This window comes from Streptomyces sp. NBC_00328 (genome assembly GCF_036139655.1).
In the GTDB taxonomy this organism is placed as follows: domain Bacteria; phylum Actinomycetota; class Actinomycetes; order Streptomycetales; family Streptomycetaceae; genus Streptomyces.
In genome coordinates, this window is record NZ_CP108013.1 from 9,131,033 (window position 1) to 9,143,121 (window position 12,089).

6 protein-coding genes, 1 tRNA gene and 2 pseudogenes are annotated in these 12,089 nt (G+C 72.1%); 6 read left to right on the forward strand and 3 right to left on the reverse strand.

The features are described from left to right. Nucleotides 1-59: 59 nt before the first annotated feature. Nucleotides 60-133: transfer RNA gene (locus tag OG485_RS40115), tRNA-Met, on the reverse strand. Between the two features lie 194 nt (nucleotides 134-327). Here OG485_RS40115 and OG485_RS40120 point away from each other — a divergent pair. The 6 genes and pseudogenes from OG485_RS40120 (at nucleotide 328) to OG485_RS40145 (ending at nucleotide 8,581) form a co-directional block, all read left to right on the forward strand. Next, nucleotides 328-1,917, forward strand: coding sequence for an outer membrane protein assembly factor BamB family protein (locus tag OG485_RS40120; RefSeq protein ID WP_328673673.1), 1,590 nt, complete (start codon nucleotides 328-330; stop codon nucleotides 1,915-1,917). 215 nt (nucleotides 1,918-2,132) lie between these two features. Then, nucleotides 2,133-4,196 (forward strand): glycosyl hydrolase family 28-related protein, encoded by a 2,064-nt coding sequence (locus OG485_RS40125; protein ID WP_328673675.1) that lies wholly within the window; start codon nucleotides 2,133-2,135, stop codon nucleotides 4,194-4,196. Nucleotides 4,197-4,356: 160 nt separating this feature from the next. Beyond that, nucleotides 4,357-4,554 (forward strand): annotated as a pseudogene (locus tag OG485_RS40130) (helix-turn-helix domain-containing protein); the annotation flags it as partial. Between the two features lie 109 nt (nucleotides 4,555-4,663). Continuing rightward, nucleotides 4,664-6,306, forward strand: a pseudogene (locus OG485_RS40135) (helix-turn-helix domain-containing protein). Nucleotides 6,307-6,385: 79 nt separating this feature from the next. Next, the gene (locus OG485_RS40140; RefSeq protein ID WP_328673679.1) at nucleotides 6,386-6,958 is read left to right on the forward strand and encodes a transcriptional regulator; all 573 of its coding nucleotides are present in this window, start codon (nucleotides 6,386-6,388) and stop codon (nucleotides 6,956-6,958) included. A 408-nt stretch (nucleotides 6,959-7,366) separates the two neighbouring features. Continuing rightward, complete coding sequence (locus OG485_RS40145) at nucleotides 7,367-8,581, forward strand: MFS transporter (protein WP_328673681.1); 1,215 nt, start codon at nucleotides 7,367-7,369, stop codon at nucleotides 8,579-8,581. A gap of 53 nt (nucleotides 8,582-8,634) precedes the next feature. Here the strand turns inward: OG485_RS40145 and OG485_RS40150 are convergent, their stop codons facing one another. Both OG485_RS40150 and OG485_RS40155 read right to left on the reverse strand, forming a co-directional pair. Further along, nucleotides 8,635-9,927, reverse strand: a complete 1,293-nt coding sequence (locus OG485_RS40150; RefSeq protein ID WP_328673684.1) for an aromatic ring-hydroxylating dioxygenase subunit alpha — start codon at nucleotides 9,925-9,927, stop codon at nucleotides 8,635-8,637. A gap of 191 nt (nucleotides 9,928-10,118) precedes the next feature. Beyond that, on the reverse strand, nucleotides 10,119-11,990 hold the full coding sequence (locus OG485_RS40155; RefSeq protein WP_328673686.1) for a GAF domain-containing SpoIIE family protein phosphatase: 1,872 nt from the start codon (nucleotides 11,988-11,990) through the stop codon (nucleotides 10,119-10,121). Nucleotides 11,991-12,089 lie beyond the last annotated feature (99 nt).

The window sequence follows — 12,089 nt, forward strand, 5'->3', positions numbered from 1 at the left end:
GTAAACGAATCCGGCCCCTTGGGATGGCATCACGCCACCCCAAGGGGCCAGGATCTTCGTAGCGGGGACAGGATTTGAACCTGCGACCTCTGGGTTATGAGCCCAGCGAGCTACCGAGCTGCTCCACCCCGCGTCGACAGACTCATCCTATGGCATCGGCGGGGGCCGGAAGTACCACCCCGACGATGGAGTGACAGCGGGGGCGACCCGGGACCTGGTCGGCCGGGCTTATCCGATGGTGCGCGGGGCGACTGGGCGGGATCATGAACGACCGCCGTCCCGTGCGAGGGGCGGCGGTCGTCATCGCACCCCTTGGAGGCCTCCTGCATGACTGTTCTGCCGCTGATCCGGCGTGTGCTGGGCGACGGGCCCTTCACCGAGACCGGATTGCCGAGTCTGGCCGTCGCCGACGATCGTTCGCGGAGGGTCGCCGTGGCCGGGGACGTCGGATGGCTCCAGTGGAGCGGCGCCGGGACGGCGGACTCCCGCTGGACGGGGCACCGCGTCGGCGTCTACGACCAGGACACCCTGCGGTGCGAACACCTGGTCAGATCCAGGTACCCGGTGCTCTCGTTCGCCTTCCACCCCGCCCTTCCTCTTCTGGCCGTCGGCACGGGTTCCTACGACGGGGGCTACTCGTTCGAAGGCGAACTCCTTCTGCTCCACCTGGACTCCGGCGCGGTGGTGTCCGCGCTGCCGCACGGGCGCGAGGTACTGGACGTCGCGTGGCGCGGCGAGCGGGAACTGCGTCTCGTCCTGGCTCCCTGTGACGACTGGGAGAACCCGGAAGCGCACGAGCAGGGGCACACGGTCGTGGTCTCCCGCGACGACTGGGGAGCGGTGGGGCCGAGGGCCGTCGAACCGGAGGAGCTCGCGGCGCCCCCGCGGCCGGCCGCGCGCCCTGATCACCGAGCGCGGACCCGACGCTTCCTCGCGGACCTCGCCGCGGCGGCCGGCCGGCAGTGGTCCCCCCGGCGACGGGTGTGGGCCGTCGAGAGCGGGGAGGACGGCCGTGTGCTGGCCGCCCTGGACGGGGTCCTGGCGGAGTCGTGGCTGCCGTCGGGAGAACGGGACTGGGTGGTCGAGGACGAGCAGGGCGGCCGCCAGCTCGTTCCCGCCTCCGACGGGACATCCGTGTGGACCAACGCCGAACGCCGCCTGCGATGGCGGGACGGACAGTGGCAGCGGGACGCGCCCCGGATCGCACGTGTGGCGGTCGGCACCGGGGAGGTGCTGGAGACGCTGGACCCGGTCCGGTCCGGTGCTCTGGTCTCCGGCGGCGGCCGGGTGGTTCTGAGGCCGACGGACCGGGCGCGCAGGCATCCGGAACGGCTGACGATGTTCGACCTCGACGCCCGGGAGGAGGGCCCGGAGGCCGGCTCCTTCGACCTGTTGAACCACGCGTTCCCGGTCAGGCGTGCCGGCCGTGCGTACATCCTGGTGGGCGCGCGACCTGAGGCGCCGCACAAGGACAAGTGGATCGTGGCCGTGGGTGCCGACGGGACGGCGCGGCGGCTCTTCCCGCACTCCTGGGCGCCGCAGGAGCACCACTTCGGCGGTCCGGCGGCCGAGTTCGGGCGGTGTCTGGTGTACGCGGGAACCGTCCATGACGGTGCCGGACTCCAGCCCGGTGGCGCTTACGTCGTACGGCGCTCGCTCGACGGCGCGGTGAGGTGGCAGCACCGGACCGATCATCCGGCCACAGCGCTCGACGTCGACGAGGACACGGTCTACGTCGCCTACAACTCGGGTGCCCTGACCGCACTGGACGCCGAGGACGGCACGGTCCGATGGCACACCGAACTCGAGGTCGACGGAACCCCGACCACGGCACTCTCCCTCGCCGTGACGCCCCACGGGCACCTGCTCATCGGAACGGTCGACGGCCGGATTCTGGAGTGCTCGGTCCGGCGGTGAGGACGGTGTTGCTCCGGAGAATGAGATCCGCGCGCAAGAAATCGACTATGACTTGCAGGATCTCTACTGATAGATGGAAAGACGTGTCCGACGTCTTGTCCGGGTGTCCCGTCGCGCCCTAATGTCCCGGTACGCAGGGCACGGCCCGTTCCCTCCGTGCCGCCGCGCACCGAGCGGTCCTCGGTGTCCTCCGCTTCCAGAGAATCGAGAATCCGATGGCGCGGTACACCACCCACACGGCTGCGGAGCGGGTCGGCAGCCGCACGCGAAGACCGGTCCGAACGGTCGCGGCGGTGACCGCCGCGGCTGCCGGACTCGTGCTCGTACTCGGGGCCCCGGCCCCGGCGGCCTCCGGGCGCGGCGGCGCCTCGGCGGTGACCCGGGCCGCCCTCGATCCCGCCCTCGTCGCGGGGCGCGGCGCGAGGGTGGACTTCGCCGAACAGGAGGCGGAGAACGCGTCGACGAACGGAACCGTCATCGGCCCCGACCGCACCGCCTACACCCTGCCCTCCGAGGCGTCCGGCCGCTCGGCGGTGCGCCTGAAGCCGGGCCAGTACGTCGAGTTCACACTGCCGCGCGCGACCAACGCTCTCACCGTGCGCTACAGCATTCCCGACGCACCCGAGGGCGGCGGCGTCACCGCGCCCCTCGACGTCTCCGTGGAGGGCCGGCACCGCACCACGATGACCCTCACCTCGCGGTACTCCTGGCTCTACAACCAGTACCCGTTCAGCAACGACCCCCAGGGCGACCTGCTGCACCCCGACTGGTGGATCACCGAATGCGGCTGCGTCCCGGCCGCCACCACCCCGGCGCCCGCCATCGACAAGCCGTTCAGGCCCAGTCACTTCTACGACGAACAGCGACTCCTGCTCGGCAAGCGGTACGCGGCCGGTGACACCGTCCGCCTCACCGCGCCCAAGGGCAGCACCGCCGCCTGGACCGTGATCGACCTGCTCGACACACAACTCGTCGCCGCGCCGCACGTCGAGAAGAAGGCCGCGAACGTCCTCGCGTTCGGCGCCGACCCCACCGGCCGCCGTGACGCGGGCGACGCCCTCGACCGGGCCATCGCCTACGCCAAGAAGCGGCACCTCAACGTGTACCTGCCGCCGGGCACGTACCAGGTGAACCGGCACATCATCGTGGACGACGTGACGATCGCCGGGGCGGGAAGCTGGTACACGATCGTCAAGGGCCACCAGGTCACCCTCGGCACCCCCGCGCCCGACGGCTCGGTCCATACCGGCGTCGGCTTCTACGGCAAGGACGCGGCGGACGGCGGCAGCCGCAACGTCCACCTGTCCGGCTTCGCCGTGGAGGGCGACGTACGCGAACGCATCGACACCGACCAGGTCAACGCCGTCGGGGGCGCGCTCGGCGACTCGACGATCGACGGCCTCTACCTCCACCACACCAAGGTCGGCATGTGGTTCGACGGCCCGATGACGGGCCTGCGGGTCACCCGCACCGTGATCGCCGACCAGATCGCCGACGGACTCAACTTCCATACCGGCGTCACCGATTCGAGCGTCTCGGACACCTTCGTCCGCAACACCGGCGACGACGGTCTGGCCATGTGGTCGGAGAAGAAGGGCGACGCGCGCAACGTCTTCGCCCACAACACCGTGCAGAGCCCCGTCCTCGCCAACGGCATCGCGCTGTACGGCGGCACCGACAACACGGTCACCGGCAACCTGATCGCCGACCCCGTCAGGGAGGGCAGCGCCATCCAGGTCGGCTCCCGCTTCGGTGCCGAGCCGTTCACCGGACATCTGTCGATCACGGACAACACCACAGTCCGATCGGGGCCGTTCGAGCTGAACTGGAAGATCGGCCTCGGCGCCATCTGGTTCTACGCGCTGGAACGGGACATCGACGCCGACATCGAGGTCACCGGCGACCATTTCCTCGACAGCACCTACAACGCGGTCATGCTCGTCTCCGACTTCCCGGTGAAGGACAAGTACGCGATCCGAGGCGTCCGCTTCAAGGACATCCGCGTGGACGGCACCGGCACCTCCGTGCTCAGCGCCCGCTCCGCCGGCTCGGCGTCCTTCGAGAACGTGGACGCCCGTAACGTCGGCGCGGTCGGCATCAACAACTGCGGAGCCTTCAACTTCCCTTCCTCCGGATCCGAGTTCGCGGTGAGCGACCTCGGCGGCAGCGACGGAGGCGGCGCGACCGGCCCCTGGCTGGCGCCCTGGGAGCTGCCGAACACCATCACCTGCGACGACCGGCCGCCCGTGGTCCAGCCACCGGCCCCGGCGCCCTGGTGAGGAGCGTCCGCCCCTTCGGTGTCGCACCGCCTCGCCGGAAGCACTGACGGACCGGGCGGCGGCCGATGTCCATCGGCCGCCGCCCGTGTGCGTCGGTGCGTGTCCTCATGCGTATGACGCATCAGAGATGAGCTGGGCAGGCTAGCTCGACGTCATGAGTATGAGCCTCGAGGAGCGGGTGCGGGCCGCGCTGGCGGCACTCCTGCACGCGTCCGGCGAGTCGCAGACCGACCTCGCCGCCGCTCTGGGGGTGAGCCAGGCTCAGGTGAGCAGGCGTCAGTCCGGTACCGCGGCCTGGAGTCTGGCCGACTGCGAGGCGGTCGCCGCTCACTACGGAATCGACGTACTGGAGCTCCTGGCGGGACCGACCAGGGCCACGGAGGCGCTGCCCGTCGGCCGCCGCCGTGCTCCCCGCCGCCGCGCCGGCGCCCCCCCCGTGCGGCCGTGGCGCGCGAGAGGGGCGCGCGATGAACGGCTTCGACGCGATCGACGCCCTGCTCGCAGGAGTGAAGGAAGAGGTACCGCTTCCGCCCGCCGGGGAACGGCGCGCGCTGCGCGAAGCGCTGAACCTGTCGCGCGCCCAGCTCGCGCGCGCCCTCGGCGTCGCGGCCTCCACCGTCGGAGGCTGGGAGTCCGGACGCGACCCGAGCGGCGAAGTCCGGGAGAAGTACGCGTACTTCATCGAGGGAGCGAGGGACAGGCTGGCCGGATCGACGGCACACGATGCCCCGGACGAAGAGCCGCCGGACGACACCGGGGCGGAGGACGACGGGGAGGATCCGGGCCAGGCCGAGGTTCCCGTGGGGACCCGCGAGGACTCCGGGCAGGACGACGACGGTGTGCTCGCCGCACCCCGGCCGTGCGTGTTGTGCGGGCAGCCCGCCCGCCACCAGCTCGCGGGATTTCCCCAGCATCTGGACCCCGCCGAATGCGGCACGCCCGAGCCCGCGCAGCCTGTCCGGAGCGCCGGGCCCGTACAGGACCCCGAGCCCGTGCAGCCCGTACGGGCCACGGAGCCGGCCAAGCCGGAGAAGCCCGTGTCTCGGCAGGCCGCACGGCAGCCAGCACGCGGCGGACGGCATGACCAGGCGCCGTCCGGCGTGAGAGTCGTGCCCGTCGGCCGTCGGGTGCAGGCGGCTTCCGACGTGCCCGACCCGATCGGCTCCGCGGTCGCGGCCGTCCTCGCCCAGCACGCGGGCGACGCCGAGGCGGCGACGGCCGCGTTGGTCAAGCGGGCGATCCCGGACGCGATGGCGCTGCTGGACCAGACCCGCAGGGGCGGCCGGTACGACATCGTGGCTCACCCGTGGCTCCCGGACATCCTGCGCAAGCAGACCGCGCGAGGCGCCGACCTGATCTGGGAGGCCCGCCCGAAGTGGACCCGCCCGGAGCTGCCCGCGGGCGCGCACGAGGTGACGGCCCTCGACATCAACGGCGCCTACCTGTCGGCACTGAAGACCCACCTGCCGATCGGGCAGCTCGAACACTCCACCGGCAACCACCATGACCGCCGCCGCGCCGGCGTCCACCTGATCACCCCGTCCGACTGGGACCACGACGCGGTCCTGCCCAACCCGGTCGGCAACCGCGACGAACCCGGCCCCCTGTGGTCACCGAGCCCACCGTGCGTCTGCTGCTGCGCCTGTCCGGCCCGAAGTACGCGCTGTGCGACCCGCCGGAGATCCACGAGTCCTGGACCTCGGGAGCCACGGAAGGCCTGCTGGAGAAGTTCCGGGTCGTGCTGAAGGACGCCCGCGACCGGGCGATCGCCGAGGACGACGACGTGACGCTGGAGTACGTCAAGCAGATGTACTCCAAGTTCGTCTCCACACTGGGAGAGTCGAACTACAACCGGGAGCTGTACCGCACCGACTGGATGCACACCATCCGCTCCCAGGCCTTCACGAACCTGTGGTGGAAGGCCCACCGCGCCTACGACGAAGGCCTCATGGTGGTCCGCGCCATGGGCACCGACGAACTGCACGTCGTCGGTGACTGGCGCGCGGTGTTCGCCGAGGGCCGGGGCGTCACCGAGGTGAAGGTCAAGGACGTCTACACCGTCGGCACCGAGCGGCCCGAGGCCGCGCAGCCCCCTGAAGACCGTCCCTGAGGCCTGTGCCCGCCCTCGGCGGCGCACGGCCCGCGTCGGCCCGTACAGTGATCCACCTACCCGAGGACCGGAAGGGACGATGCCAGAGCGGAACATCGAGTTCGGCAAGTACGGCGCCCGCGGCCTCAGGGGTCACGAAGCCGTCGCCCGCCGGCTGGACGACCTGGCCGGCTACATCGCGACCCCCGTCACCGCACGCCGCGGCCTGCTCGCCCGCCTGCACTACCTCACCCGCACCGACCACGCCCGCACCGCGGCCCGCGCGGCCGGCCTGACCGTCACCGGCCGCACCCTGCGCGCCTGGCTCGACGGCACGCGCTCGCCGTCGAAGAAGAACCTGGAGTGGATCGAGCGGGCGTACCGGACGGTGCGGCGCGAGAACGTCGCCCGCTATCTGACCGCCCGCCTCAACCGTGCGGGCCGGGGCACCCGGGTCGAGATCCACCCGCTCAACCAGTCCCAGGTCGACCGGCCGCGCCAGCGGGTGGTGGAGTTCCGCACCCTCAATGTGCGCCGCTGGGACCGCATCGTCGCGGCCTGGGCCGCCGGGGACGAGCAGGAGCTCGACGACGCGTGGGTGGACCAGGTCGTCGACCTCGGCAGCCAGTGGGGCCAGTACGAGTACGTCACCAACGTCGGCTTCGCCGCCTGACAGGGTCCGCGCACCGAGGGCCCGGCGCCGCGCACGGACGACACGGACCGTCGAGAGCCCGTCCGAGCACGCCGTAGCGCATCCGAGCCGTGGCCCCGCCCGCGCCTGCCTGACCTCGCCCCTGCCCGGACGAGGCCGTGGCGGCAGCGGCTATTCTTGCTCCTTGCTCACCGGCCGGGGCCGACCGCCGCAGCCGGGGGACGGGGCCAGGCCCGATGCCGCAGACCGCGGGGCGATCTTGGAATGGACGCCCCCGCGTCGTTGCTGCACTCCCTACGGGCTCACCCTCTTCCCGGGGTGCTCCGGGTCTCGATGACCGGCGCGACGGGACGTGGATACCGCGGGCGAGCTCGCATCGCCCCGCTCCCTGGTCCCCGGCCCGTTGTCTTCGAAAGGTTCCCCTGCACCATGCCCTTGGCTCTGCTGGCCCTGGCTGTCGTCGCGTTCGGCATCGGCACGACCGAGTTCGCCACGATGGGGCTGCTGCCCCAGATCGCCGACGGGATCGGTGTGTCCGTGCCGCACGCCGGCAACGTCGTGTCGGCCTACGCGCTCGGTGTCGTCGTCGGCGCGCCGCTGCTGACGGGTATATGCGCGCGTGTCCCGCACAAGCGGCTGCTGCTGCTCCTGACCGGGCTGTTCGTGATCGGCAACATGGCGTCCGCCGTCGCCCCCGATTTCGGCACCCTCTTCGCCGCCCGCTTCCTGGCCGGCCTGCCGCACGGCGCGCTGTTCGGCGTCGGCGCCGTCGTCGCCTCGCGCCTGGTCGCACCGGACAGGGCGGCCCGCGCCGTCTCGAAGATGTTCCTCGGCCTCACCATCGCCAACATCATCGGCGTTCCGGCCGCCACCGCCCTCGGCCAGCACCTGGGCTGGCGCTCCGCCTACGGCGCGGTCGCCGTCATCGGACTCGTCGCCCTGGCCGCACTGGCCGCCTTCGTCCCGCACCAGCCGCGCGGGGAACAGTCCGGCATCGGGCACGAGCTGCGGGCCATGGGCAACAAGCAGGTCACCATCGGTCTGGCCACGGCGGTGGTGGGCTTCGGCGGATTCTTCGCCGTCTACAGCTACCTCGTACCGATGCTCACCCACGTGACCGGCCTCTCCGGTTCCTCGACCACCTGGGTCCTCGCGCTGTACGGCGTCGGCATGACGCTCGGCACCCTGCTCGCCGGACCGCTCACGGACCGAGCCCTGCGCCCGACGATGTACTGGGGGCTCATCCTGCTCGCCGCCGCGCTGGTGACGTTCTACTTCGCGGTCCACAGCACCGTGCCCGCACTGGTGACGATCACGTTCATCGGCGCGATGGGGTCCCTCATCACCACCCCCATCCAGATGCTGCTCATGGCCAAGGCGAAGAACGCCCCGACGATGGCGGCGGCCTCCAACCACTCGGCCTTCAACCTGGCCAACGCGGGTGGCGCCTGGCTCGGCGGCCTGGTCATCTCGGCGGGCTGGGGCTGGGCCGCGCCCAACCTGGTCGGCGCGGCCCTCGCCGTGGCCGGTCTGGGCCTCGCCTTCACGGGCGGATTCATGGAGAGGGGCCACAAGCGCTCCGAAGTGATCACGCAGGCGTCGCCCGTGGCCGGACAGGAGACGCCGGTCCCCGCCGCGGACTGACCCGTCGACCGGGACGTGGTGCCCTCCCCGGCAGCGCATCCGGCCCGGCGGGACTACTCGGACCTGCCGGCGCCCTCCACGGCCGGGCCCGCGGACGGTGCCGGTCCGGCATGGCCCGGCGCACCGGCGGCGCCCGCATTGCCCGCACCGGCGGCGGCGTGGTGCGCCGGGGCGGCCATCCCGCACGGCGTACAGCCGGACGCCCGCTCCGGACGCAGCGGCACGCCGTTGTCACGCAGTACGTCGCGGAGGTCGAGGATGAGCGGGAACACCTCGTGGTTGTGGTCCTCGCCCTGCTCGTCCCAGGCGCGCTGCTCGGCCTCGACCGCCATCCGGTCCTGGGCGAAGACCCGCTCGGTGAAACGGCGGATGAGCGGCCAGGCGAGATGGAGCGCCCCGGGGACCGACGGCTTCGCGATCGTGAGCAGGCCGTAGGCGTGATTGATCCGCTGCTCCGCGTCCTTCGGAACGTAGGCGGCCCACAGCGAGAAAACCGGAAGGTCGCTGCCCTCGGGGACGTCCCGCAGGGTCTGGTAGGGGTACTCGGTGCGGATCGTGATGACATCGGGCCGGTCCTGGCCCCCGATCCCCTCCGCCGACAGCAGCCCCGCGCCCCGGTCCTTGCGGCCTCCGGCGGGGACGAAGAGGTAGCGGGCCTCCACGTGCCGTGGCCCGGCGTCGTACCCCAGCAGTTCCGGCCGGATCCGGCCGAGCACACTGCGGTGCAGGAACTGATGGTTCATGTCGAGCAGATTCTCGTGCATGAACGAGTAGTGGCAGCGCACGGTGCGGGAGAACGTCATGGTGCGGTGGGCCGCGGAGTGGTACTCGGGCAGGAACGGGAACGGCGCCTCCTCGGCGAGCGCCGGGTCACCGGGGAACACGAAGACCAGGCCGTAGGCCTCGCGGACCGGATACGAGCGCACCCCGCGCGGCGGCCGCTCGCAGCCCTTGGGCAGGTAGGGGATCTGCGAGATACGTCCGTCGCCCCGGTACGCCCACGCGTGGTAGCAGCAGCGCAGCAGGTCACCCTCGACCACACCCATGCTCAGTGGTACCTGACGGTGCGCGCAGCGGTCCTCCAGGGCGTGGACGACACCGCTGCGCCCCCGGTACAGCACGATCCGCTCACCGGCGAAAACGGCCGCGAACGTCCGGTTGCGCCGCACTTTCCGCGAGGTCGCCACCGGGTACCAGTGGTCGGGGGAGATGCCGACACGGCGGAGGTCGGAGACCCTTCCGGGCCGGGCCGCCGGACGGCTGTCCGAGTGGTGCGGCACCGAGGCCCCCGGGCGGGCGGCGGAAGGGCGGTCCGGTCCGGGGCGGTCGTGCCGGGCCTCGGTCATGTGCGGTGCTCCCTTGCACTCGGGGCGCGAGTTCGCGTCGTGCGGCAGCGGGGAGACCGCGCGGCGCGCTCACGTTCCGCGACCCGCCACGTCGCCACCCCGTCCAGGGAACTCACCCCGCGGCAGTAGGCGGTTCAGCCCCGCCGTGGCGAGGCTCCACCTGACCACCGTCACCGCGTGCGCGACGGCCGTCAACCGCGGGGGTGCGTTGGTGTTACGCGCGCCGCTTGGACGGCGGGGACGCGCAACGCGAGCAGGGCGATGTCGTCGACGGCGTCGGGACCGGCGATCTCGTCCGTGATCTCGTTCAGCAGAACGTCCAGGGGACGGCCGGCGTGGGCGGCCAGCATGCGGCCGGCCGCGTCGATGGCCAGGTCCATGTCCTCGTCGGGGCGTTCGACCAGGCCGTCGGTGTAGAACATGAGCAGGCTGCCGGGCGGCAGGAGCAACCGCTGCTCACTGCGGGGCGGCGCGTCCAGGCCGGTGAAGAGCATGATGTCGTGCCGGGTCAGCCGGTGGACCGAACCATCGGGCCGGACGGCGAGCGGGGGCGGGTGTCCGGCGTTGGTCCAGGTCAGCTCCCAGCTGCCCGCCTCGGCCGAACGGCAGGGGCGGAGGTGGGCGTGGACGAGGGTGCCGCTCGCGTCGAGACCCAGGGCGGCGTTGGCGTGTTCCAGCGCGCTGACCGCCTGCGCGGGCCCGCCGCCCGCGTGGTCGAGGTCGGCCTGGCGGAGCATGCTGCGAACCTGACCCATCTGGGCGGCCGCCCGCATGTCGTGGCCGGTGATGTCGCCGATGGACAGGACCAGTACGGCCGGTTCGGCGGAGTCCTCCCCGCCCCGGGCCGTGTCGGGCAGCAGGAAGGCGTCGTACCAGTCGCCACCGACCAGATCCGTGCGCGCGGCCGCCCGGTACAGCGCGGCCAGGTCCAGACGCGGCACCGAGGGCACATCGGTGAGCAGGGCCTTCTGCATCTCCCGGGCCACGTCGACGCGGCTGTCCACGAACAGCGCCCGTTCCACGGCCCGCGCGGTGTAACCGGCCAACGAGGAGAGCACCGCCTGTTCCACGATGTCGATCTCGTGCGGGTGGTCCCAGCCCAGTACCAGTGTGCCGAGCGGGAGAACCGTACCCGGCAGCGGCACGCACACCGCGGTCCGCAGCCCCAGAGCCGTGAACGTCGCGACCGCCTCCGGCGCGTAGTCACGCTCCAGCTGCGCCGTGTCCGTGACGGTGATCATCCGGTTCTCCCGGGCAGCCCGCGCGGTCGGCCAGGCGGCATCGAGCGTGTACGTCTCGTACGTGCGCTCCATCGACGTGCTGCCCAGCACGTCGACCATGCGCCGCAGCCGCTTCGTGGTGCCTCCCTCCACCAGCACCAGCCCTACGTACACGGGCTTGAGGTCGCTGCTGACCAGGTCCCGCACCTGCTCGCGGACGTCGGCGAGGCCGGTGGTGTCGGCCAGCGCGTCCGCGGCCCGCAGCAGCAGCCGGGAACGCTCCAGCGCGGCGCGGTGCCGCCTGGTCGCGTCGTCCGCCTCGGCCCGCGCCTTCGCCTCGTCGGCGCGGGCCTGCTCATGGTGGCGCGAGACGATCCGCAGCCGCAGCTCCGCGCTGCACGCCGCAGCCAGGTCCTGGAGCAGTTCCAGTTCCCGCGCGGTCCATTTCCGCGGACGGGTGTCGATCGCGCACAGCGAGCCCAGCACATGCCCGGCCCCGTCGGTCAGCGGCATCCCCGCGTAGCCGATGACCCCGAGGTCGGGGACGGCCGGGCTCGCGCAGGTCAGGGGATCCTGGCGGACGTCGGTCAGGACCAGCGGCCGGCCGCTGGTCACGACGTGCCGGCACAGCGCATGGGACAAGGGTGTCTGGCGGGTGTCAGCCCACGGCTCGGAGAGCCCCACCATGCCCGGCAGCACCTGCCGCGAGGTCTCCACCAGGGACACCAGCGCGATGGGCACACCGATCACGCCGGCCACGAGCCGGGCGAACCGGTCCATTCCCGCGTCCGCCACAGCCGACAGCCCGGTCTCCCGAAGAGCCGCCAGCCGCCCCCCGGTCACGACCCCAGACGGCTCTCCCGCCGTTGCCACAGTTCGCTCCCGAAGCTTTCTCGCGGACGTCAAGACGATCGACTGACGGCAACGATGGATCTCCCGCTC